Origin of the sequence: Cupriavidus phytorum (assembly GCF_003254285.1) — a bacterium.
Classification (GTDB): Bacteria; Pseudomonadota; Gammaproteobacteria; order Burkholderiales; family Burkholderiaceae; genus Cupriavidus; species Cupriavidus phytorum.
In genome coordinates, this window is record NZ_QKZN01000002.1 from 537188 (window position 1) to 558693 (window position 21506).

The following is a 21506-nucleotide window of genomic DNA, read 5'->3' on the forward strand; positions in this document are numbered from 1 at the left end:
CACATGGCTGACGCCGCGATTCGGAAGGACCTGCCCGCGGGCAACGGCAGTGCCGCGGGCAAGCGCGGCACCATCGCCATGGTGGCCGGCGAGGCCTCGGGCGACCTGCTGGCTTCGCTGATGATGGGCGGGCTGAAGGCCCGCCTGGCCGAGACCGGCGACGTGGTCGACTACGCCGGCATCGGCGGCAAGCGCATGATGGCGCAGGGCTTCACCTCGCGCTGGCCGATGGAAACGCTGTCGGTCAATGGCTATGTCGAGGTGCTGGGCTCGCTGCGCGAGATCCTCGCCACGCGGCGCGCGGTGCGCGAATGGCTGCTGGCCGAGCCGCCGCTGTGCTTTATCGGGGTCGATGCGCCGGACTTCAATTTCGGCCTGGAAGTGCCGCTGCGCCGCGCCGGGATCCCGGTGGTGCATTTCGTCAGCCCGTCGATCTGGGCCTGGCGTGGCGGGCGCATCCGCACCATCGCACGCGCGGTCGACCACATCCTGTGCCTGTTCCCGTTCGAGCCCGAGATCTACGCCAGGGCCGGCATTCCGGCCACCTACGTGGGCCATCCGCTCGCCGACGTGATCCCGATGGTGCCCGACGTGGCCGGCGCGCGCGCGGCGCTGAAGCTGCCGCCCGGGCACCGCGTGGTGGCGGTGCTGCCGGGCAGCCGCCAGTCCGAGGTGCGCAACCTCGGCGCCACCTTTTTCGCGGCGATGGCTCGCATGCAGCGCATGGACCCGAAGCTGGCGTTCGTGCTGCCGGCGGCCAGTGCGCCGCTGCGCGCCATCGTCGAAGACCTGCACCACCAGCATCCGGAACTGTGCCTCACCATTGTCGACGGCAAGTCGCACCTGGCCATGGAAGCCGCCGACGTGGTGCTGCTGGCGAGCGGCACCGCCACGCTCGAGGCGGCGCTGTACAAGAAGCCGATGGTGATCTCGTACAAGGTGCCCTGGCTGACCGCGCAGATCATGAAGCGCCAGGGTTATCTGCCTTACGTGGGATTGCCTAATATCCTTTCAGGGCGCTTTGTCGTGCCCGAGCTGCTGCAGGACGACGCCACGCCCGAGGCGCTGGCGCGCGAGACCCTGCTGCAGCTCAACGACGAGGGCAATACCGCCTTCCTGTACGAGCATTTCACGCGCATGCACGAGACGCTCAAGTGCAACACCGCGCAACTGGCGGCCGATGTCGTGGTCGACCTGATGCGCAGCCGGGGGACCGTCTGATGGCACGGCGCAATGCTGCATCACCGCAGCTGGGACTGGACCTGGCGCCGGCTGCCAGCGCCATCCAGCGCCTGTGCGGCGTCGACGAGGCGGGCCGCGGCCCGCTCGCGGGGCCGGTCTATGCCGCCGCGGTGGTGCTGGACCCGAAACGCCCGATCCGTGGCCTGGCCGACTCCAAGATCCTGACCGCTGCCAGGCGCGAGGCGCTGTACGAGAAGATCTGCGAGCGCGCGCTGGGCTGGCATATCGCCTTCGCCACGGTCGAGGAGATCGATACCATCAACATCCTGCACGCCAGCATGCTGGCGATGCAGCGTGCCGTGCAGGGCCTGGCCGCCAGCGGCGTGGTGCCGGACCTGGTGCAGGTCGATGGCAATCGCTGCCCGCAGGTCGCGTACCCGGTCGAAGCCATCGTCAAGGGCGATGCGCTGGTCAAGGCGATCTCGGCGGCGTCGATCCTGGCCAAGGTGGCGCGCGACCGCGCCCTGATGGAACTGCACGCGGCCTACCCCCAATACGGCTTCGATTCGCACGTCGGCTACGGCACGCCGCAGCATATGGCGGCGCTGGCCGAATTCGGCGCGACCCCGCACCACCGCCGCTCGTTCGCGCCCGTGCGCGAGGCGCTGGCGCAGCGGCCGCTGTTTACCGCCATGGTCGCCGCCGCGCCGGTCATCGAAAACATTGCCGACATTGAAGCCGACGCCGACGCAGCCGCCTTCGCTGGTGCCGCAACCGAAGCCGTCACCCAGCTCGGCACCTTCCTGCCACCCGAAGCATCGTGAAGCACGTCACCTCGCGCGACAACGCGCTGTTCAAGCACCTGAAGGCGCTTGCCGGATCCACGCACCAGCGCCGCAAGGCCGGCCAGTCGCTGCTCGACGGCGTGCACCTGGCGCAGGCCTACGTGGCCGCGCGTGGCCAGCCCGTGACCTGCCTGGTGTCGGAGCGCCACTACGACCACGCCGAAGTGGCGCCGCTGCTGGCCCAGGTGGACAGCGAGCGCGTGGTGGTGCTGGCCGATGCGCTGTTCACGCAGATCAGCGGCGTGGTCAACGGCATCGACCTGATGCTGGTGATCGAGACCCCGGCGGGCCACCTGCCGGCGCGCATCGAGCAGGACTGCATTATCCTGGACGGGGTGCAGGACGCCGGCAACGTCGGCTCGATCCTGCGCAGCGCGGCCGCGGCGGGCATCCGCGATGCCTTCCTCGCCACTGGCTGCGCCTTCGCGTGGTCGGTCAAGACCCTGCGCGCCGGCATGGGGGCGAACTTCCACCTGAATATCGTCGAGCATTGCACGCTCGAGTCCCTGGCGCCGCGGCTGGCGATCCCGCTGCTGGCGACCTCGTCGCACGCCGAGGCCGCGGTATTCGATACCGACCTGCGCGCGCCGGTGGCGTGGGTGGTCGGCAACGAAGGGGCAGGGGTCAGCGAGGGCTGGATGGCGCATGTCACGCGCAAGGTCGGCATTCCGCAACCGGGCGGGATGGAGTCGCTGAACGTGGCCGCGGCGACGGCGATCTGCCTGTTCGAGGCAGTGCGCCAGCGGCGCGCCGGCTGAGCGCGCCGGCTCGGCTACAAAAAAGCGGCCCGGGCGGCCGCTTTCTTTTTTTTCTGCTTCAGTAGTTGTCGCGATCGACCTTGATCTCCTGCAGGATCGTGGTCGCGATCTCTTCGATCGACTTGTGCGTCGACGACAGCCACTTGATGCCTTCGCGGCGCATCATCGCCTCGGCCTCGTTGACCTCGTAGCGGCAGTTTTCCAGCGCGGCGTACTTGCTGCCGGGGCGGCGCTCGTTGCGGATCTCGGTCAGCCGCTGTGGGTCGATCGACAGGCCGAAGATCTTTGGCTTGAACGCATAGAGTGCCGACGGCAGCCTGCCGCGCTCGAAGTCGTCGGGAATCAGCGGATAGTTGGCCGCCTTCAGCCCGTACTGCATCGCCAGGTAGAGGCTGGTCGGGGTCTTGCCGCTGCGCGACACGCCCACCAGGATCACGTCGGCTTCTTCCAGGTTCTTGTGTGACTGGCCGTCATCATGCGCCAGCGAGAAGTTGATCGCCTCGATCCGGTTCTTGTAGGCCTCGGTGTCCGCATTCTGGTGGAAGCGGCCGATGGCGTGGGTGGACTTCAGGCCCAGTTCCTTCTCGAGCGGCTCGATAAAGGTCTGGAACATGTCCAGGATCATCGCCTTGGCGCGGCGCAGTGCCTTGTTCGCTTCCTGGTTGACCAGCGTGGTGAAGACGATCGGCGGCACGCCTTCGTTGTGGAACGCCTCGTTGATTTTGCCCACGGCGATATGTGCCTTTTCCGGGGTATCGACGAAGGGCATGCGCACCTTGCGGAAGCGCATCTCGAACTGGGCCAGGATGGAGTGGCTGAAGGTCTCGGCGGTGATGCCGGTGCCATCCGAGACGATAAACACGGTGCGCACCGCGGGGCGCTCGGCCGCCTGCGGCGCCGGCGCCGCAGGGGTTTCGGCTTGCGTTCCAGGCTGGGACCCGGGTGTCGCCGTTCCGGGCGCTTCTGGCTGGGACATGGGGAGGGTGGAATAAATAGATTGAATCTTCCGCAGAAAAGTGCGGCGCAGCACGGTAGAATAGCGGCGATCTTTTCGCTAAGCAATTCCATAGGGTGGCCGGCTCGGCAACATGCCCGCGCCACAAACCGCGCCCGGAATTGTCGACAATGCGCGCTACGCGATGAGAGCCGTAGCGCCAGGTCCGCAGCGCCAGTTCGGGGTTGCTTAGCCAAGCGATCCGCCCGGGAACAGAACATCAACAACATACCGGGAATGCGCAACCAGTTTTCTACTTTGTTTTGAGGCTCTCATGACTAACCAGGCAGATAACGGCGCCTATGTGCTGCCGTTCGAGCAGTTGCGCATGGCTGACGTGGAAATCGTCGGCGGCAAGAATTCGTCGCTGGGGGAGATGATCTCCCAGCTGGCGGAAGCCGGCGTCCGGGTTCCGGGCGGCTTTGCCACCACCGCGCTCGCCTTCCGCGACTTCCTTGCCCACAACAACCTGACCGAGCGCATCTCGCAGCGCCTGAAGACCCTGAACGTCGACGACGTCAAGGCCCTGGCCGAGGCCGGCGCCGAGATCCGCGACTGGGTCGCGACCGCACCGTTCCAGCCGCGCCTGGAACAGGAAATCCGCGAGTTCTATGCCCGCGTGGCCGAGCGCGAAGGCGCCGAGGCCTCGTTCGCGGTGCGTTCGTCCGCCACCGCCGAAGACCTCCCCGACGCCTCGTTCGCCGGCCAGCAGGAGTCCTACCTGAACGTCAGCGGCATCGACGACGTGCTCGACAAGATCAAGCACGTGTTCGCCTCGCTGTACAACGACCGCGCCATCTCCTACCGCGTGCACAAGGGCTTTGCCCATGACGTGGTGGCGCTGTCCGCCGGCATCCAGCGCATGGTGCGCTCGGACCTGGCCGCTTCCGGCGTGATGTTCACCATCGACACCGAATCGGGCTTCCCCGACGTGGTCTTCATCACCTCCAGCTACGGCCTGGGCGAAACCGTGGTGCAGGGCGCGGTCAACCCGGACGAGTTCTACGTCTTCAAGCCGACGCTGCAAGCCGGCAAGTACCCGATCATCCGCCGCTCGATCGGCTCCAAGCTGATCAAGATGGAATTCACCAAGCCGGGCGAAGCCGGCCGCGTGAAGACCGTCGACGTGCCCGCCGAACTGCGCAACCGCTACTCGATCACCGACGAGGACGTGACCGAACTGGCGCGCTACGCGATGATCATCGAGAAGCACTATGGCCGCCCGATGGACATCGAGTGGGGCAAGGACGGCAAGGATGGCAAGATCTACATCCTGCAGGCCCGCCCGGAAACCGTGAAGAGCCAGTCGGCCGGCAAGGCCGAGCAGCGCTTCAAGCTCAAGGGCACGGCCCCGGTGCTGACCAGCGGCCGCGCCATCGGCCAGAAGATCGGCACCGGCCCGGTGCGCGTGATCAACGACCCGTCCGAGATGGAACGCGTGCAGCCCGGCGACGTGCTGGTGGCCGACATGACCGACCCGAACTGGGAACCGGTGATGAAGCGCGCCTCGGCCATCGTCACCAACCGTGGCGGCCGTACCTGCCACGCCGCCATCATCGCGCGTGAACTGGGCGTGCCGGCGGTGGTCGGCTGCGGCGATGCCACCGACGTGCTCAAGGACGGCACGCTGGTGACGGTGTCGTGCGCCGAGGGCGACGAAGGCCGCATCTACGACGGCCTGCTGGAAACCGAAGTGACCGAGGTCCAGCGCGGCGAGATGCCGGAAATCGACGTCAAGCTGATGATGAATGTCGGCAACCCGCAGCTGGCGTTCGACTTCGCGCAGATCCCGAACAACGGCGTCGGCCTGGCGCGCCTGGAATTCATCATCAACAACAATATCGGCGTCCACCCGAAGGCCATCCTCGACTACCCGCAAGTCGACGCCGACCTGAAGAAGGCCGTCGAAAGCGTGGCCCGCGGCCATGCCAGCCCGCGCGCGTTCTATGTCGACAAGCTGGCCGAGGGCATCGCCACCATCGGCGCGGCCTTCTACCCGAAGCCCGTGATCGTGCGCCTGTCGGACTTCAAGTCCAACGAGTACAAGAAGCTGATCGGCGGCTCGCGCTACGAGCCGGATGAAGAAAACCCGATGCTAGGCTTCCGTGGCGCCTCGCGCTACATCGCCGAAGACTTCGCCGAAGCCTTCGAGATGGAATGCAAGGCCATGAAGCGCGTGCGCGACGAAATGGGCCTGACCAACGTCGAGATCATGGTGCCGTTCGTGCGCACGCTCGGCCAGGCCGAGAAGGTAATCGAGCTGCTGGCCAAGCATGGCCTGAAGCGCGGCGAGAACGGCCTGCGCATCATCATGATGTGCGAAGTGCCGTCCAACGCGATCCTGGCCGAAGAGTTCCTGCAATTCTTCGACGGCTTCTCGATCGGTTCGAACGACCTGACCCAGCTGACGCTGGGCCTGGACCGCGACTCGGGCATGGAGCTGCTGGCCAAGGACTTCGACGAGCGCGATCCGGCGGTGTGCTTCATGCTGTCGCGCGCGATCTCGGCGTGCATCCGCCTGGACAAGTACGTCGGCATCTGCGGCCAGGGTCCTTCGGACCATCCGGACTTTGCCGCCTGGCTGGCCAAGGAAGGCATCAAGTCGATCTCGCTGAACCCGGACTCGGTGGTCGAGACCTGGCAAAAGCTGGCTTCCTGAGGCATTTGACGTCACAATAACGATTGCCGGCGCCCTCGGGCAGCCGGCGTAGGCACCGGCCCTGCGTCAGGTGTTGCAAAGCCCCGCAGACGCTGTATGGCGCTGCGGGGTTTTTTACTTTTTCGGGAAATCCGTGGTCGAACGGGAGCTTGGATGGCGTACTACATCTGGTTCGTGGCGGCGGTGCTGCTGGTGATCGTCGAACTGAACACCGGCACCTTCTATCTGCTGATGGTGGCGGTGGGCCTGGCCGCCGCCGGGGTGGCGGCCTTGCTGGGCGCCTCGCCCGCGGCGCAGACCCTGGTCGGGGCGCTGGTGGCGGCGGTGCTGATCGCCGGGCTGCGCCGCACCCGCTTCGGCAAGCTGCGGCGCGGCAATGCCGCGGCCGATCCCAACGTCAACCTCGATATCGGCCAGGAGCTCGACGTGCCCGCGTGGGACGCCAACCGGCGCGCGCGCGTGCCGTATCGCGGCGCCGACTGGACCGTCGAGCTGGCGCCCGATTGTCCCCCCGATCGCGCCGTCGCGCCGGGGCGCTACCGCATCGTCGCGGTACGTGGCAGCACGCTGGTGGTCTCGCCCCGCTGAAGCCCTGACTTCCGAATCCTTTGCGCATCGCGGCCGCGGCCGCGGTGTGTTCCGCCTGCCGCCGACCGGCGGCGCCGTACCGATGTGTTCTGCCTGGAGGGTCGTTACATGCTTGCTTTTCAGCTTGGTTTGCTGCCGCTGATCATCCTTATCGCCGTTATCGTGCTGATCGCCAAGGGCATCAAGATCGTGCCGCAGCAGCACGCCTGGGTGCTGGAGCGCCTGGGCCGCTATCACGCGACCCTGACGCCGGGGCTGTCGATCGTGGTGCCGTTCGTCGACCGCGTCGCCTACAAGCATGTGCTCAAGGAAATCCCGCTGGATGTGCCCAGCCAGGTCTGCATCACCAAGGACAACACGCAGCTGCAGGTCGACGGCGTGCTGTACTTCCAGGTCACCGACCCGATGAAGGCGTCTTACGGCTCGAGCAATTTCGTGGTCGCGATCACGCAGCTGTCGCAGACCACGCTGCGCTCGGTGATCGGCAAGCTGGAACTGGACAAGACCTTCGAGGAGCGCGAGTTCATCAACCACAGCGTGGTCAACGCGCTGGACGAGGCTGCCTCCAACTGGGGCGTGAAGGTGCTGCGCTACGAGATCAAGGACCTGACCCCGCCCAAGGAGATCCTGCATGCGATGCAGGCGCAGATCACCGCCGAGCGCGAGAAGCGCGCGCTGATCGCGGCGTCCGAAGGCAAGCGCCAGGAGCAGATCAACCTCGCCACCGGCGCGCGCGAGGCGGCGATCCAGAAGTCGGAGGGTGAGCGCCAGGCGGCGATCAACAAGGCCCAGGGCGAGGCCAGCGCGATCCTGGCGGTGGCCGAGGCCAATGCGCAGGCGATCCAGAAGATCGGCAATGCGATCCGCACGGAAGGCGGCATGGATGCGGTCAACCTGAAGGTGGCCGAGGAATACGTGGCGGCGTTCGGCAACCTCGCCAAGCAGGGCAATACGCTGATCGTGCCGGGCAATATGGGCGAGATGAGCAGCATGATCGCCACGGCGCTGCAGATCGTGAAGGGCCAGCAGAAGGCCGCTTGAAGTGGGGCTGAATGAAGGGGGGCTGAACGAAGGGCGCGCGGCGCGGCGGTTCAGTCCTTGTTGTCGCCCTTCATGATGCGGGCCTTCTCGCGCTGCCAGTCGCGCTGTTTTTCGGTCTCGCGCTTGTCGAACTGCTTCTTGCCCTTGGCCAGGCCGATCTCGCATTTCACGCGGCCGCGCGTGTAATGCAGGTTCAGCGGCACCAGCGTGTAGCCGCGCTGCTCGACCTTGCCGATCAGCTTCTTGATTTCGTCGGCCTTGAGCAACAGCTTGCGCGTGCGCACCGGATCGGGCTTGACGTGGGTGGAGGCGCTCTGCAGCGGGCTGATATGGGCGCCGATCAGGAACATCTCGGCGTCGCGCACGACCACGTAGCCTTCCTTGATCTGCACTCGCCCGGCGCGGATCGCCTTGACCTCCCAGCCTTCCAGCACGATCCCGGCCTCGTATCGTTCCTCGATGAAATAGTCGAAGAAGGCCTTCTTGTTATCTGCAATGGTCATGCGTGCTGGTAGGGTGCGGTAGGGTGGATGCTGGCCGGTTCGCTGCAGCGCCGCATGGCGGGATGCCGCGGGGCGCGCGGGTCGGCTAAAATCGGGATTCTAGCAAACCAGCCCCCGGCACAGGCGCATGCCTGCCGCGCAGAGCGCGCGGCAGGGCCGCAAGCCAGATTTCCCCTTACATGGCAGACGTCCATAAATCCGTCCTGCTCGGTTACTCCGCCGCGCAGATGTATGACCTGGTCACCCGCGTGGAGGACTATCCCAAGTTCCTGCCATGGTGCGGCGGCGTGGAGGTGTTCGAGCAGACCGAGACCAAGCTCGACGCCAAGATCCATATCCACTTCAAGGGCATCCAGCAGTTCTTCCATACGCGCAATACCCAGGAACGCCCCACGCGTATCGACATGAGCTTTGCCGACGGGCCGTTCAAGACCTTCAACGGGTCATGGCGCTTTACGCCGCTGCGCGAGGACGCGTGCAAGATCGAGTTCCACCTGCACTACGAGTTTTCCAGCCTGCTGCTGGAGAAGCTGATCGGCCCGGTCTTCAGCATGATCGCCAATACCTTTGTCGATGCCTTCGTCAAGCGCGCCGAGGTGGTCTATGGCACCAGCTGACCCTGGCGCCGGCACGGTGCATGTCGCGGTCTGCTACGCGCGTCCGGATGCCGTGTTCCTGAAGGCGATCGACGTGCCCGCCGGCACCACGATCGCCGCCGCCATCGTCGGCTCGGGCCTGCAGCAGGCTTGCCCGGAAGTCGATCCGGCCACCATGCGCGTGGGCATCTTCGGCAAGCTCAAGACCCCGGAGACGGTGGTGCGCGACGGCGATCGCATCGAGGTCTACCGGCCGCTGACGGCGGATCCGAAGCAGGCGCGCCGCAAGCGGGTACAGAAGCAGCGCGCCAGCGGCACGCGCGAGGGCCAGAAATGGTTGCGCGGCAACGGCTGAGCCGCGCATTGCCGCCAAAGCAGACGGGGCCCGTGCGGCCCCGTTTTGCAGGGCTTCAGCTGCAGTGCTTTTCCAGGTTGGCGCTGGTCTTGAGGATTTCCGCCTGGCGCTGCTCGCTGTTCAGGTGCTGCAGCGAACCATCGGGTCCGGCGACCGCGGCGCGCATGCCCTGCTGCAGGCCCGTGGCGTAGTTGCGCAGCTGCGCGCAACGGGCGGCGCGCTCGGTCGCTTCGGTTTCCCTACGGGCTTCTTCGGCGGCGGCTTTCAGGCTGGCTTCGCGGCGCTCCTGGAACGCTTCCTCGGGCGTCGGTGCGGTGGGGGGCTTGGCCGATGCCTTGGCCGGAGCCGGTGCGGCTATGGCGGTGTCCGCTGCCTGGGCCGCCTGGACCGGCTGGAAGTCGCCGGCATGCCGCCCCGGTGCACGCAGTACCCTGGCCGCGGCCGTGGACGGCGGCACGTCGCTGTAGACCATGTGGCCGTTGGCGTCGCGCCACTGCCAGTAGGCGAGGGCCGGCGCAGGCGCGGCCAGAAGGGCGGCAAGAGCAGCGGCAAGCAGGCACGGCGCGGACGATGGTTGCATGGCGGGACGTCTCAAAGTGGCTCTGGAAGCACGGGCCGCCGGCTGCATGGATGGCGAGGCCGCGGCAAGGACCGCCGCGGCGATAGCGCGGGCGCCCCGCCTGCATGGCAATGCGTAGCGCCGGTTTGACCCTGGAACTGCGTTGTATTTTTAACTGACGCGTGTGACCCCCGCGCCATGGTTCGCTAGTCTACGCAGACTTGTCGGTGGCGTGCAAGCGCACCGACCAGGCCACGCCGATCATCAGCAACACGATCGCGGCGATTTCCAGCGGGCGCGGCCAGCGCTGGTCGAAGACAAAGCCATAGGCCAGCGCGAACAGCGTTTCGAACACGATCATCTGGCCCGACAGCGTCAGCGGCAGGCGCCGGCTGGCGATATTCCACAGGTTGTTGCCGATCAGCGAAGCGCCCAGCGCCACCGCGGCGTTGACCATCCAGAACCACTGCCAGTCGCGGCCGCTGTCGGCGGCGCTCAGGGTGTCGCCGGCGATGACCCAGCCGACCAGCGCCAGCACCGCCGACACCGCGCCGGTCGACAGCCCGTACAGTGCCGACCATTCATTGCCGCTGTAATGCGGGTTGCGCTGCAGGTAGCGCGCGTTGTCGACCGCGTAGAGCGTCCAGCAGACCAGCGCGCCGGCGGCGCAGCCGACCCCGGCCAGCTTCTGCCATACCGGCCGCGCCACGGCGCCGGCCGCCGCCGCATGGGCGCCCTGGCCGCCGCCGAACAGGTCGATGTTGATGCAGGCAATGCCCGCGGCCACCACCAGCAGCGGCCACAGCAGCCGCGCCAGCGGCACCGCGCCGTGGTCGCGCCGGCCCATGATGGTGACCGAGATCGGCAGGATGCCGATGATCAGCGAGGTCGGGCCGACCCCGGCCAGCTGCACGCCGAAGGCCAGCAGCACGTAGTAGAGCAGGTTGCCGGTAAATGCCTGGCGCAGCAGCGCCACGCAGTCGGCCCGGGTCAGCTTGCGCGCGATGCGTCGCAGCAGCGGCAGCGCGGCCACGCAGGCCACCAGCCCGTAGGCCAGGTAGCGGCCGATGGCCAGTTCCCACGGCGAAAACGCGGGCAGCAGCTTGGGGGCGATGAACACCATGCCCCAGAACGCGCCAGCCAGCAGCCCGCACAATACGCCGATTCCCATACTTCGCCGTGCCCGGATAAAAAGACAACGAGCATAGCAGACGGCACCTGGGAAAGGCCGTTGCCGGGCATCAGCAAATCGCGCATTCCTGTATAATTCGGTTTTGCGCCTAGAGGATTTGCTATGCGTCTTGTCCAGAAAGCACTCACATTCGATGACGTGCTGCTCGTCCCGGCCTATTCGGCCGTCCTTCCCCGGGATGTTTCCCTCCGCACCCGCCTGACCCGCTCCATCGAACTGAACATCCCGCTGGTCTCCGCGGCGATGGACACCGTGACGGAAGCGCGCCTGGCAATTTCCATGGCGCAGGCCGGCGGCATCGGCATCATCCACAAGAACCTGAAGCCCGCCGACCAGGCCCGCGAAGTCGCGCGCGTCAAGCGCTACGAGTCGGGCGTGCTGCGTGACCCGATCACCATTTCGCCGGACATGAAGATCCGCGATGTGATCGCGCTGTCGCAGCAGCATGGCATTTCCGGGTTCCCGGTGGTCGAGGGCAAGGCCGTGGTCGGCATCATCACCAACCGCGACCTGCGCTTCGAGGAAGAGCTCGACGCCCCGGTGCGCGCCAAGATGACGCCGCGCGACAAGCTGGTGACGGTGGCCGAGGACGCGCCGCTGGAAGAAGCCAAGCGGCTGATGAACCGCCACCGCCTCGAGCGCGTTGTGGTGGTGAACCAGGCCTTCGAGCTGCGCGGCCTGATCACGGTGAAGGACATCCAGAAGGCGGTGGACAACCCGCTCGCCAGCAAGGACGACCATGGCCAGCTGCGCGTCGGCGCCGCGGTCGGCGTGGGCCCGGACAACGACGAGCGCGTCGAACTGCTGGTCAAGGCCGGTGTCGACGTGATTGTGGTCGATACGGCGCACGGCCACAGCCAGGGCGTGCTGGACCGCGTGCGCTGGGTCAAGCAGAACTTCCCGCAGGTGCAGGTGGTCGGCGGCAACATCGCCACCGGCGACGCCGCGCGCGCGCTGGTCGAGCATGGCGCCGACGGCGTCAAGGTCGGCATCGGCCCGGGCTCGATCTGCACCACGCGTATCGTTGCCGGCGTCGGCGTGCCGCAGATCACTGCCGTCTCCAACGTGGCCGAAGCGCTCAAGGGCACCGGCGTGCCGCTGATCGCCGACGGTGGCGTGCGCTACTCGGGCGATGTCGCCAAGGCCCTCGCGGCCGGCGCGCACACCGTGATGATGGGCGGCATGTTCTCGGGCACCGAGGAAGCGCCGGGCGAGACCTTCCTGTTCCAGGGCCGCTCGTTCAAGAGCTACCGCGGCATGGGTTCGGTGGGCGCGATGAAGGACGGCGCGGCCGACCGCTACTTCCAGGAAGACAACACCGCCAACGTCGACAAGCTGGTGCCCGAAGGCATCGAAGGGCGCGTGCCGTACAAGGGCTCGGTGATGGCCATCATCCACCAGCTGACCGGCGGCGTGCGCGCCTCGATGGGGTATTGCGGCAGCAAGTCGATTGCCGACTGGCACGACAGCGCCCAGTTCGTCCAGATCACGGCAGCCGGCATGCGTGAATCGCACGTGCACGACGTGCAGATCACCAAGGAAGCGCCGAACTACCATATCGACTGATGCCCCGCGGCCGCGCACCGTCCCTGCAGGCGGTGCGCGGCCGCCGGCATCGGGGCGAGGGCGCGCCGCCGCGTGCCCGCGCCGGACCCGCCATCCCATCCGAACCTGGCCGCGCGCCATGCAGGCGTTGTCCTGATGCCCGCCGCACCGCCGGCCGGGGCCAAGACGAGGAGCGCCAATGAAGGTGTTGCTGCGAGCCGTGCTGTTTTTCGATGCCCTGGTGGACCTGCTGCTGGGCATCCTGCTGCTGATGTCCCCGTTCACCACGCTGTACGCGGCGCTGCAGTTGCCGCAGCCGCAGCCTGCGCTGTTCGGGCAGCTGCTGGGCGTGGCACTGGTGGGGCTGTCGGTGCTGCTGTGGCAGGCCGCCTTCAACGGCCAGCTGACGGTGCCGGTGGCGCGCACGGCAGGCTATGTGAACCTGGCCAGCGCGGTGCTCATCATCGGCTGGATGGTGTTCCTGGAGCTGCCGCTGGAAGGCGCCGGCAAGATCTGGCTGCCGACCATGGCGGTGGTGCTGCTGTTCTTTGCCGTGGTGCAGATCCCGGCGGCCAAGCGCGTGCGCGTGCGCGAACAGCAACGGAAGATGGAACGCGCGCTGCAGGAACAGGAAAGCAGGAAGGAACCCGGCGTTGCCCCCGCGGCGCGCCCCACGAATACCCCAGAATACCGGCGCGAGCCGGTCATCACGCCGCCGCCGGGCTATGGCCCCGGCACGGAAGTCGTGACCGAGCCCATCCCGGAAGACACGCCATCGGCCCATCATGCACGACAAAATCCTCATTCTTGATTTCGGCTCGCAGGTCACGCAGCTGATCGCCCGCCGCGTCCGCGAGGCGCACGTCTATTGCGAAATCCACCCGAACGACGTCAGCGACGCGTTCGTGCGCGAATTCGCCCCCAAGGCGATCATCCTGTCCGGCAGCCACGCCAGCACCTACGAAGACCACCAGCTGCGCGCGCCGCAGGCGGTGTGGGACCTGGGCGTGCCGGTGCTGGGCATCTGCTACGGCATGCAGACCATGGCGGTGCAGCTGGGCGGCAAGGTCGAGTGGAGCGACCAGCGTGAATTCGGCTACGCCGAGATGCGCGCCCATGGCCATACCGAACTGCTCAAGGACATCGAGGACTTCCGCACGCCGGATGGCCACGGCATGCTCAAGGTGTGGATGAGCCATGGCGACAAGGTCACCGGCCTGCCGCCCGGCTTCAAGCTGATGGCCTCCACGCCGAGCTGCCCGATCGCCGGCATGGCCGACGAAACGCGCCACTACTACGCCGTGCAGTTCCACCCGGAGGTCACGCATACGGTCAAGGGCCGCCAGATGCTGGAGCGCTTCGTGCTGCAGATCGCCGGCTGCAAGCCTGACTGGGTCATGCGCGACCATATCGAGGAAGCGGTCGCCAAGATCCGCGAGCAGGTCGGCGATGAGGAAGTCATCCTGGGCCTGTCCGGCGGCGTCGATTCGTCGGTGGCCGCGGCGCTGATCCATCGCGCCATCGGCGACCAGCTGACCTGCGTGTTCGTCGACCACGGCCTGCTGCGCCAGGACGAAGGCAAGCTGGTGATGGAGATGTTCGTCGGCCGCCTGCACGCCAAGGTGGTCCATGTCGACGCCTCCGAGCAGTTCCTCGGCCACCTGGCCGGCGTCACCGATCCCGAGCAGAAGCGCAAGATCATCGGCCGCGAGTTCGTCGAGGTGTTCCAGGCCGAGGCGCGCAAGCTGACCAACGCCAAGTGGCTGGCGCAGGGCACCATCTACCCGGACGTGGTGGAGTCGGGCGGCACCAAGACCAAGAAGGCCACCACCATCAAGAGCCACCACAACGTCGGCGGCCTGCCCGAAACGCTGGGCCTGAAGCTGCTCGAGCCGCTGCGCGACCTGTTCAAGGACGAAGTGCGCGAGCTCGGCGTGGAGCTGGGCCTGCCGCCCGAAATGGTCTACCGCCACCCGTTCCCGGGCCCGGGCCTGGGCGTGCGCATCCTCGGCGAAGTCAAGCGCGACTACGCCGACCTGCTGCGCCGCGCCGATGCCATCTTCATCGAAGAACTGCGCAAGACCATCGCCACCGAACACGACGCCGCCGCCGGACTGTGCGAGCCCGATCAGGTCGGCAAGAGCTGGTACGACCTGACCAGCCAGGCCTTCGCCGTGTTCCTGCCGGTCAAGTCCGTCGGCGTGATGGGCGACGGCCGCACCTACGACTACGTCGTCGCGCTGCGCGCGGTGCAGACCACCGACTTCATGACCGCGCACTGGGCGCACCTGCCGTATGCGCTGCTGGGCCGCTGCTCGAACCGGATCATTAATGAAGTGCGGGGTTTGAACCGGGTCGTGTATGACGTGTCGGGGAAGCCGCCGGCTACGATCGAGTGGGAATGATCCCGCGGCCGGCATCAGCCGGCACCAAATAGCACCTCCAAGCCCGCGAAAATGCGGGCTTTTTTCATTCTTGGTTGGCTCTGCCGCCGCCTGGATTCCGTCGGGCGTGATGCCCATTGTTGATCCGAAATCAAGACAGTTTGGTTCATAAGCTACTTTTTTAGCAAAAGTTAAGCGGGCACACTGCGATCCATCGCTTGATATTTCACGCCTTCGCAGGAGACCAGCCATGAACGCACCAACCCATCGCCCGCCGTTTGCCGGCAAGACGTTCGAAGTCCGCTACGCCGGGCTGACCGCGATCAACGCCTATGCCGAAGATGGCATCCACATGCGCTACGAGATCACCGAAGGCGACTTCGCCGGTGCCACGGGCGAAGTCGCCTACAGCTGGCAGCACGTTGCCGGCGAGATCTATGCGATCTCATGGCAGGAAGCCGACCGGGCCACGGTCGTCCACCTCGACGACTTTGCCGCCGGCACTTCGCGTTCGTTCTTCACCGCGCCCTCGCTGGACTTCCACCGGCTCGAAGGCAGCCTGCGCGCCCTCTGAACGGCGCCCGCTGCGCCTGATGCCTGAACCAGACCCGGAGATCGATGATGAAGACGACTTTCGCGAAACTTGCTCTGGCCGCCATGCTGCCGCTTGCCATGCACGCTGCCTCCGCGGCGGACTGGCAGCCGTCCGCCTACGGCCCGACCGACGAAATCGGTGCGGCAAACTTGCTGACCCCCGATGTAGTCAGGCAGGCTGTCACGCTGGTGAAGACCGGCAAGACCTATCCGCTGGCCGTACCGGTGAACAAGGACCTGCCCGCGTTCCGCCACCGCAGCTTCCGGCTCTACAACGTGCAGGTGGGCCAGCAGGCCGGCAAGTCGCTGGGGCACAACAAGTTCACCTTCAACGACGAACTCGTGAACGCCTGGACGGGTGTCGGCACGCAGCTCAATGGCATCGGCCACATCGGCATCGACAACGTCTATTACAACGGCAACAAGGCGGCAGACTTTGTCACCGTCGACGGCGTGAAGAAGCTCGGCGTCGAGAAGGTGCCGCCGATCGTCACCCGCGGCGTGGTGCTCGACATGACCGCGCACTATGGCAAGGCGATCGTCCCCGGCGGTACCGAGTTCACCGTCGCCGACATCCAGGCCGTCCTCAGGAAAGAAGGGCTGACCCTGCGCAAAGGAGATGTGGTGCTGTTCAACACGGGGTGGCTGGAGCTGATCGGCAAGGACAACAAGCAGTTCCTGGAAGTGGAACCCGGTATCGGCATGGAAGCCGCGCAGTGGCTGGCCGACCAGGGCATCGTTGCGTTCGGCGGCGACACGTGGGCGTCCGAAGTCTATCCGAACCCGCGCGGCAATGAGGAGTTCCCGGTAAACCAGTACATGCTCGCCAAGCGCGGCATCTACAACCTGGAATTGATCGACAGCCGCGCACTCGTACGTGACAAGGCGTGGGAGTTTCTCTTTGTACTGGGTCAGCCGCTGTACGTGGGTTCCACACAAGTCAACGTCAATCCGGTCGCCATCCGATGACCACGAATACGGCTTCCAGAAGCCGCTGCGGCGAGTCCTGAGGACGCGCCGCACTGCGGTGGAGGTCAGGCTTGCCCTTTGCATCTGCCAAGCCGTACAGGAGAGTCCTTAGTGCGTATCGTGCAATCCAAGCACATTGGCACCGATACGCGGATCGGTCGCACGTTCCAGTAGCTGTGGATGCGTGATGACCGTCACCTCCAGTGATCCGGTGCCGACCTCCATCGACAGGATATGGCCGCCGTACGTGTCGAAACTGCTGTCGCCGGCCACGCCGTGCGCATGGATCGACGGCTTGTCTTCCTTCCACGCCAGGCTGCCGACGATGCTGGCCATCTCCACGTTGCGGAAGGTGCGCGGGTTGAACTGCTTCTTCGCGGCATCCCAGAAGCCGAACGTGACATTGGCGAAGCCGATCGCCGACAGGCTCGCGCTCGGCACCTTCTCGCAGATGGCAAAGGCCTCGATCTGCTCGAACACGTTGTCGCCCATGCGCAGCACCAGCAGGTAGCCGGTGAGGGTCTTGATGTAGCGCGGCACGCTGTCGCGCGGGTAGTTGGGGTTCTGGGCACGGGCGTCCAGTGCCGCCTTGCATTCGGCGGAAGGCGCCGGCTGCGCCGCGGCTGGCGCGGGCGTCAGGGCGACGGCGCCGACGGCGGTGGCCGCTGCAAACGTGGCGAGCGCCTGGCGGGCGCGCAGGGTTTGGCGAAGGATGAGCATCTGTTGTCTCCTGTCTGGTTTGATTGCGTCTGGGTTTGTCGCTACAGCAAGAAAACTACGAGGCGGGCGGATGCGGCGGCAGCAGGATGTCCGTGCCGACCGCGCGGATGTCGGTGTGGCCGCAGAAGGCCATGGTCAGGTCGAGCTCCTTGCGGATGATCTCCAGCGCGCGCGTCACGCCGGCCTGTCCCATGGCGCCCAGTCCATACAGCATCGGCCGGCCGATATAGACGCCTTTGGCGCCAAGGGCGACCGCCTTGAGCACGTCCTGCCCAGAACGGATGCCGCCGTCCATATGGACTTCGATGCGCTCGCCCACGGCTTCGGCGATGGCTGGCAGAGCGCGGATCGATGCCGGCGCGCCGTCGAGCTGGCGGCCGCCGTGGTTGGACACGATCAGCGCGTCCGCGCCCGACTGGCACGCCAGCCGCGCATCCTCGACATCCTGGATGCCCTTGAGCACCAGCTTGCCGGGCCAGCGTCGGCGGATCCACGCCACGTCGTCCCAGTCCAGCGTCGGGTCGTACTGGCGGCTCGACCAGTCAGCCAGCGAGGTCATGTCGTCTACGCCCTGCACATGGCCGATGATGTTGCCGAAGGTGCGGCGGCGCGTGCCCAGCATGCCCAGGCACCAGCGCGGCTTGCCCATCATGTTGAGCAGGTTCCACGGCGTCAGGCGCGGCGGCGCCGACAGGCCGTTGCGCAGGTCCTTGTGGCGCTGCGCGCTGACCGGCAGGTCCAGCGTCAGCACCAGCGCCGGGCAGCCCGCGGCGCGGGCGCGGTCCATCAGGCGTTCGACGAAGGCGCGGTCGCGCATCACATAGAGCTGGAACCAGAACGGATGGCCGCCGGTGGCCTCGGCCACGTCCTCGATCGAGCAGATGCTGACCGTGGACAGCGTGAACGGCACGCCGAAATCGCGCGCGGCGCGGGCGGCCAGGATCTCGCCGTCGGCGTGCTGCATGCCGGCCAGCCCGGTCGGGGCGATCGCCACCGGCATGGCGACGTCCTGGTCCAGCATCCGCGTGGCGACGCGGCGCTCGCCGATATCCACGGCCACGCGCTGGCGCAGCAGGAGGTTGCCGAACTCGCGCTGGTTGGCGCGGTAGGTGGACTCGGTCCACGAACCGGAGTCGGCGTACTCATAGAACATGCGCGGCACCCGCCGCCGGGCGAGCCGGCGCAAGTCCTCGATCTCGTTGATGGATGACATCCTGTGTCCTGCAAGGAGAAGAAGCGTAACGATGGGGGGCTCAATGCAGCCATGCGGCCGGCACGAGGATCAGCTGCGGGAACAGCACGAACAGGAACATCAGCGCGGTCAGGCTCAGCAGGAACGGCCAGACCCCGCCGATCACGCTGTCCAGGCTGCAGCGCGCAGTGCCTGCCACGACGTTGAGCACCGTGCCTACCGGCGGCGTCAGCAGGCCGATGGCGTTGTTGAGCACGAACATCACGCCGAAGTACACCGGGTCGATGCCTGCCTTGGTGATCACCGGCATCAGGATCGGGGTCATGATCAGCACCGTCGGCATCAGGTCGAGCGCGGTGCCCACCACGATCACCAGGATCATGATGACCAGCATCAGCAGGATCTTGTTGTCGATGAACGGCTCGAGCAGGTCGGTCACCTGCGCCGGGATATTGGCGATGGTGATCAGCCATGCCGACACCAGCGCGCAGGCCACCAGGAACAGCACCGTGGCGGAGGTCTTGGCCGCGGTGACGATCAGTTCCGGCAGCGCGCGCAGCTTCAGTTCGCCGTAGACGAAGCGGCCGACTACCATGGCGTAGACCACGGCGACCACCGCCGCCTCGGTCGGCGTGAACGCGCCGATCTTCATGCCGCCGATAATCACCATCGGCAGCACCAGGGCCCAGATGCCGTCGAGCGCGGCCCGGGCCAGGCGGCGGCCATTGAACGGCTCGGTGGGCGCGAGCTTTTCCTTGCGTGCGCAGAAGTGCCAGGTAACGGCAAGTGTCAGCGCCATCATCGCGCCGGGGGCGATGCCGGCGAGGAACAGCTTGGTGATCGACACCTGCGCCACTACGCCGAACACGACGATGGCGATCGACGGCGGGATCACCGGCGCGATGATGCCGCCCGCCGCGATCAGGCCCGCCGCGCGCGGCACGTTGTAGCCGGCATTGCGCATCATCGGGATCAGCAGCGCGGCGACCGCGGCGGTATCGGCCACCGCCGAGCCTGAAATGCTGGCCACCACCGTCGCCGCGATGATCGCCACGTAGCCCAGCCCGCCACGGACGTGCCCGACCGCAGCGTCGGCGACGCGGACGATGCGCCGCGACAGCCCGCCAGCGTTCATCAGCTCGCCCGCCAGCATGAAGAATGGCACCGCCATCAGCGGATAGTTGTTGACACCCTCGAGCATGTTCTGCGCGAGGATCTGCGTATCGAAGCTGCCCAGGTGCAGCATCAGCGCAACCCCGGACGCCAGCAGCGCGAAGGCGATGGGCATGCCGAGCGACATCGCGCCCAGCAGCGAGCCGACAAAGACAAAGATGGTCATGACAGGCTCCCTGTGCTTATTCGCCGGAGGCGCCGGACTGCGGCACCAGTTCATGCTGCGCCATGCGGCCGCTGGCGAGGCGCCACAGTCCGTGCAGCAGCATCGCCGCCATGCCGACGCTGCACACCAGCAGGCAGGCATAGACCACGCCCAGCGGCACGCCGGTGACAGGCGCGCGGTCGTCCATGCCGATCGCCACCAGTTGCCACGCGCCATGGGCCAGCAGCAGGCAGCAGACCAGCGCGCCCGCGTCGGCGAGCAGGCGGCACGCACGCTGGCCGGTCTCGCCCAGCCGCGCTACCACGGTGGACATGCCCAGGTGGGCCTTGTCATGCATCACCAGCAGGGCGCCGGTCAGCGTCAGCCACATGAAGATGAAGCGCGAGGCTTCCTCGGAGAAGGCAATGCCGGAATTGAAGACGTAGCGCAGCACCACGTTGCCAAAGACCAGCACGATCATGGCGGCCATCATGGCGACCATCGCGCCCTGGATCAGGCGCAGCGTAATTCGGTTCATGATTGAGGACTCCTCGGTGGACGGGGTTCAGCGCAGGCTCGCCCCGGGCGTCCCGATCCGGTAAAAGCGCATGGCGTTGTCGTGCCACACCGCCTGCGCGGCGGCGCCGGGCAGGCCTTCGAGCGCGGCGGCGACGGTATTGACGATTTCATGCAGCGATGCGCGCAGCCCCGACACGGGCAGGTTGCTGGCGAACATGCAGCGCTGCCAGCCGAAGATCTCCAGCGCCTGGCGGATGACGGCGACATTGCCGGCGCGATCCCATGCCGCGCCCGGCAAGCCGAACTCGGACAGCTTCAGGTGCACCCCGGGCAGGCTGGCCAGGGCCGCCAGCCCGCGGCGCCAGCCGGACAGGCCCGTTTCGGTGCGATCCCACGGCAGGCCGGTGTGTTCGACCACCACGGCCAGGCCGGGCACCGCCGCGATCGCCTCGGCGGCTTCCTCCAGGTGCCACCATGGCACCCGCAGGTCCCACGCCAGGCCGTGCTCGGCCAGCCGCTGCAGGCCGGACCGCCAGCGCGGATCCTGCAGCGTGCCGGGCTGGCCGCGCACGCTGCCAGCCGCGGTCCGGCTGGTGCGCGGCTTGCATCGCACGCCCCGCACCAGCGGGAAGGCCTGGTGCGCGCGCAGCTGGTCCGCCAGCGTGTCGCTGTTGAAATCGGCATGCGCTACCACCGCGTTGGGAAAGCCATGGCGCGCGTGGACCTGGTGCAGCCACGCGGTCTCGGCCACCGATTCGTCGGCATGACGTTCGGCTTCCACGTGGACGCTGGCGGCCAGGGGCAGGCCGTCCCACTGGCGCAGGTAGTCGGCCGGATCGAAGTCCTGCCGCAGCGCGGTGTAGTCGCCAAGAAAAAACGCTGCGGCGTCATACCGCTCCTGCAGCCAGGGATAACGTGCCGGGCCAAGCCGCCAGAGGTGGTGGTGGGCATCGACGATGGCAGCTGGCAATGTGCACGATGCGGACATGGCCT

General features: G+C 66.8%; 22 protein-coding genes. 13 read left to right on the forward strand and 9 right to left on the reverse strand.

Annotated features, from left to right (window positions below; all coding sequences use genetic code 11):
• Window positions 1-3: 3 nt before the first annotated feature.
• Genes lpxB through C7416_RS07890 form a run of 3 tightly spaced genes read left to right on the forward strand, consistent with a single transcriptional unit; the run spans window position 4 to window position 2785 of the window.
• Window positions 4-1221, forward strand: a complete 1218-nt coding sequence (gene lpxB, locus C7416_RS07880; protein WP_111517881.1) for a lipid-A-disaccharide synthase — start codon at window positions 4-6, stop codon at window positions 1219-1221.
• Window positions 1221-2006: a ribonuclease HII gene (gene rnhB / locus C7416_RS07885; protein ID WP_111517882.1), complete on the forward strand. Its 786-nt coding sequence runs from the start codon at window positions 1221-1223 to the stop codon at window positions 2004-2006. Before lpxB ends, rnhB begins: the two co-directional genes overlap by 1 nt.
• On the forward strand, window positions 2003-2785 hold the full coding sequence (locus C7416_RS07890) for a TrmH family RNA methyltransferase (protein WP_111517883.1): 783 nt from the start codon (window positions 2003-2005) through the stop codon (window positions 2783-2785). Before rnhB ends, C7416_RS07890 begins: the two co-directional genes overlap by 4 nt.
• Before the next feature lie 58 nt (window positions 2786-2843).
• On the opposite strand, the gene ppsR is transcribed toward C7416_RS07890, so the two are convergent.
• The gene (ppsR, locus tag C7416_RS07895) at window positions 2844-3647 is read right to left on the reverse strand and encodes a posphoenolpyruvate synthetase regulatory kinase/phosphorylase PpsR (protein ID WP_010809585.1); all 804 of its coding nucleotides are present in this window, start codon (window positions 3645-3647) and stop codon (window positions 2844-2846) included.
• Between the two features lie 406 nt (window positions 3648-4053).
• Here ppsR and ppsA point away from each other — a divergent pair, with 406 nt between their 5' ends.
• The 3 genes from ppsA (at window position 4054) to C7416_RS07910 (ending at window position 8067) form a co-directional block, all read left to right on the forward strand.
• Window positions 4054-6438: a phosphoenolpyruvate synthase gene (ppsA, locus tag C7416_RS07900; RefSeq protein WP_111517884.1), complete on the forward strand. Its 2385-nt coding sequence runs from the start codon at window positions 4054-4056 to the stop codon at window positions 6436-6438.
• A gap of 153 nt (window positions 6439-6591) precedes the next feature.
• Window positions 6592-7026 (forward strand): NfeD family protein, encoded by a 435-nt coding sequence (locus tag C7416_RS07905; RefSeq protein WP_111517885.1) that lies wholly within the window; start codon window positions 6592-6594, stop codon window positions 7024-7026.
• Window positions 7027-7134: 108 nt separating this feature from the next.
• The gene (locus tag C7416_RS07910; protein ID WP_111517886.1) at window positions 7135-8067 is read left to right on the forward strand and encodes an SPFH domain-containing protein; all 933 of its coding nucleotides are present in this window, start codon (window positions 7135-7137) and stop codon (window positions 8065-8067) included.
• Between the two features lie 50 nt (window positions 8068-8117).
• On the opposite strand, the gene smpB is transcribed toward C7416_RS07910, so the two are convergent.
• Window positions 8118-8570 carry an SsrA-binding protein SmpB gene (smpB, locus tag C7416_RS07915; RefSeq protein WP_062800102.1) on the reverse strand — a complete coding sequence of 151 codons (453 nt, stop codon included), beginning with the start codon at window positions 8568-8570 and terminating at the stop codon, window positions 8118-8120.
• A gap of 179 nt (window positions 8571-8749) precedes the next feature.
• Between smpB and C7416_RS07920 the strand changes: the two genes are divergently transcribed.
• Together C7416_RS07920 and C7416_RS07925 are read left to right on the forward strand one after the other, a co-directional pair.
• Window positions 8750-9187 (forward strand): type II toxin-antitoxin system RatA family toxin, encoded by a 438-nt coding sequence (locus C7416_RS07920; protein ID WP_111517887.1) that lies wholly within the window; start codon window positions 8750-8752, stop codon window positions 9185-9187.
• Window positions 9174-9521, forward strand: coding sequence for an RnfH family protein (locus tag C7416_RS07925; protein ID WP_111517888.1), 348 nt, complete (start codon window positions 9174-9176; stop codon window positions 9519-9521). The genes C7416_RS07920 and C7416_RS07925 overlap by 14 nt, the downstream gene beginning before the upstream one ends.
• A gap of 55 nt (window positions 9522-9576) precedes the next feature.
• Here the strand turns inward: C7416_RS07925 and C7416_RS07930 are convergent, their stop codons facing one another.
• Both C7416_RS07930 and C7416_RS07935 read right to left on the reverse strand, forming a co-directional pair.
• A complete protein-coding gene (locus C7416_RS07930; protein ID WP_111517889.1) occupies window positions 9577-10101 on the reverse strand; it encodes a DUF4124 domain-containing protein in 525 nt (174 codons plus the stop codon).
• 190 nt (window positions 10102-10291) lie between these two features.
• The gene (locus tag C7416_RS07935; protein WP_111517890.1) at window positions 10292-11251 is read right to left on the reverse strand and encodes a DMT family transporter; all 960 of its coding nucleotides are present in this window, start codon (window positions 11249-11251) and stop codon (window positions 10292-10294) included.
• 123 nt (window positions 11252-11374) lie between these two features.
• Here C7416_RS07935 and guaB point away from each other — a divergent pair, with 123 nt between their 5' ends.
• From guaB to C7416_RS07960, 5 genes are all read left to right on the forward strand, one after another.
• Window positions 11375-12838, forward strand: coding sequence for an IMP dehydrogenase (guaB, locus tag C7416_RS07940; RefSeq protein WP_111517891.1), 1464 nt, complete (start codon window positions 11375-11377; stop codon window positions 12836-12838).
• 178 nt (window positions 12839-13016) lie between these two features.
• Window positions 13017-13628, forward strand: coding sequence for a hypothetical protein (locus C7416_RS07945; protein WP_092308587.1), 612 nt, complete (start codon window positions 13017-13019; stop codon window positions 13626-13628).
• A complete protein-coding gene (gene guaA / locus C7416_RS07950; RefSeq protein WP_111517892.1) occupies window positions 13603-15222 on the forward strand; it encodes a glutamine-hydrolyzing GMP synthase in 1620 nt (539 codons plus the stop codon). Before C7416_RS07945 ends, guaA begins: the two co-directional genes overlap by 26 nt.
• Window positions 15223-15451: 229 nt before the next feature.
• Window positions 15452-15775, forward strand: a complete 324-nt coding sequence (locus C7416_RS07955) for a MoaF-related domain-containing protein (protein WP_111517893.1) — start codon at window positions 15452-15454, stop codon at window positions 15773-15775.
• A gap of 47 nt (window positions 15776-15822) precedes the next feature.
• Window positions 15823-16764 carry a cyclase family protein gene (locus C7416_RS07960; protein WP_181461166.1) on the forward strand — a complete coding sequence of 314 codons (942 nt, stop codon included), beginning with the start codon at window positions 15823-15825 and terminating at the stop codon, window positions 16762-16764.
• Between the two features lie 108 nt (window positions 16765-16872).
• Here the strand turns inward: C7416_RS07960 and C7416_RS07965 are convergent, their stop codons facing one another.
• The 5 genes from C7416_RS07965 to C7416_RS07985 are packed head-to-tail and all read right to left on the reverse strand — an operon-like array spanning window position 16873 to window position 21501.
• A complete protein-coding gene (locus tag C7416_RS07965) occupies window positions 16873-17484 on the reverse strand; it encodes a PPC domain-containing DNA-binding protein (RefSeq protein WP_111517895.1) in 612 nt (203 codons plus the stop codon).
• 55 nt (window positions 17485-17539) lie between these two features.
• Window positions 17540-18697, reverse strand: a complete 1158-nt coding sequence (locus tag C7416_RS07970; protein ID WP_111517896.1) for an alpha-hydroxy acid oxidase — start codon at window positions 18695-18697, stop codon at window positions 17540-17542.
• Window positions 18698-18737: 40 nt separating this feature from the next.
• Window positions 18738-20015, reverse strand: coding sequence for a TRAP transporter large permease (locus C7416_RS07975; RefSeq protein WP_111517897.1), 1278 nt, complete (start codon window positions 20013-20015; stop codon window positions 18738-18740).
• Window positions 20016-20031: 16 nt separating this feature from the next.
• Window positions 20032-20532, reverse strand: a complete 501-nt coding sequence (locus C7416_RS07980) for a TRAP transporter small permease (protein WP_111517898.1) — start codon at window positions 20530-20532, stop codon at window positions 20032-20034.
• Window positions 20533-20559: 27 nt separating this feature from the next.
• Window positions 20560-21501 (reverse strand): amidohydrolase family protein, encoded by a 942-nt coding sequence (locus tag C7416_RS07985; protein ID WP_111517899.1) that lies wholly within the window; start codon window positions 21499-21501, stop codon window positions 20560-20562.
• Window positions 21502-21506 lie beyond the last annotated feature (5 nt).

Coding starts and splice junctions, on each gene's coding strand:
- lpxB (WP_111517881.1), top strand. CDS start 4: ATGGCTGACGCCGCGATTCGGAAGGACCTGCCCGCGGGCAACGGCAGT.
- rnhB (WP_111517882.1), top strand. CDS start 1,221: ATGGCACGGCGCAATGCTGCATCACCGCAGCTGGGACTGGACCTGGCG.
- ppsA (WP_111517884.1), top strand. CDS start 4,054: ATGACTAACCAGGCAGATAACGGCGCCTATGTGCTGCCGTTCGAGCAG.
- C7416_RS07905 (WP_111517885.1), top strand. CDS start 6,592: ATGGCGTACTACATCTGGTTCGTGGCGGCGGTGCTGCTGGTGATCGTC.
- C7416_RS07910 (WP_111517886.1), top strand. CDS start 7,135: ATGCTTGCTTTTCAGCTTGGTTTGCTGCCGCTGATCATCCTTATCGCC.
- smpB (WP_062800102.1), bottom strand. CDS start 8,570: ATGACCATTGCAGATAACAAGAAGGCCTTCTTCGACTATTTCATCGAG.
- C7416_RS07920 (WP_111517887.1), top strand. CDS start 8,750: ATGGCAGACGTCCATAAATCCGTCCTGCTCGGTTACTCCGCCGCGCAG.
- C7416_RS07925 (WP_111517888.1), top strand. CDS start 9,174: ATGGCACCAGCTGACCCTGGCGCCGGCACGGTGCATGTCGCGGTCTGC.
- C7416_RS07930 (WP_111517889.1), bottom strand. CDS start 10,101: ATGCAACCATCGTCCGCGCCGTGCCTGCTTGCCGCTGCTCTTGCCGCC.
- C7416_RS07935 (WP_111517890.1), bottom strand. CDS start 11,251: ATGGGAATCGGCGTATTGTGCGGGCTGCTGGCTGGCGCGTTCTGGGGC.
- guaB (WP_111517891.1), top strand. CDS start 11,375: ATGCGTCTTGTCCAGAAAGCACTCACATTCGATGACGTGCTGCTCGTC.
- C7416_RS07945 (WP_092308587.1), top strand. CDS start 13,017: ATGAAGGTGTTGCTGCGAGCCGTGCTGTTTTTCGATGCCCTGGTGGAC.
- guaA (WP_111517892.1), top strand. CDS start 13,603: ATGCACGACAAAATCCTCATTCTTGATTTCGGCTCGCAGGTCACGCAG.
- C7416_RS07955 (WP_111517893.1), top strand. CDS start 15,452: ATGAACGCACCAACCCATCGCCCGCCGTTTGCCGGCAAGACGTTCGAA.
- C7416_RS07960 (WP_181461166.1), top strand. CDS start 15,823: ATGAAGACGACTTTCGCGAAACTTGCTCTGGCCGCCATGCTGCCGCTT.
- C7416_RS07965 (WP_111517895.1), bottom strand. CDS start 17,484: ATGCTCATCCTTCGCCAAACCCTGCGCGCCCGCCAGGCGCTCGCCACG.
- C7416_RS07970 (WP_111517896.1), bottom strand. CDS start 18,697: ATGTCATCCATCAACGAGATCGAGGACTTGCGCCGGCTCGCCCGGCGG.
- C7416_RS07975 (WP_111517897.1), bottom strand. CDS start 20,015: ATGACCATCTTTGTCTTTGTCGGCTCGCTGCTGGGCGCGATGTCGCTC.
- C7416_RS07980 (WP_111517898.1), bottom strand. CDS start 20,532: ATGAACCGAATTACGCTGCGCCTGATCCAGGGCGCGATGGTCGCCATG.
- C7416_RS07985 (WP_111517899.1), bottom strand. CDS start 21,501: ATGTCCGCATCGTGCACATTGCCAGCTGCCATCGTCGATGCCCACCAC.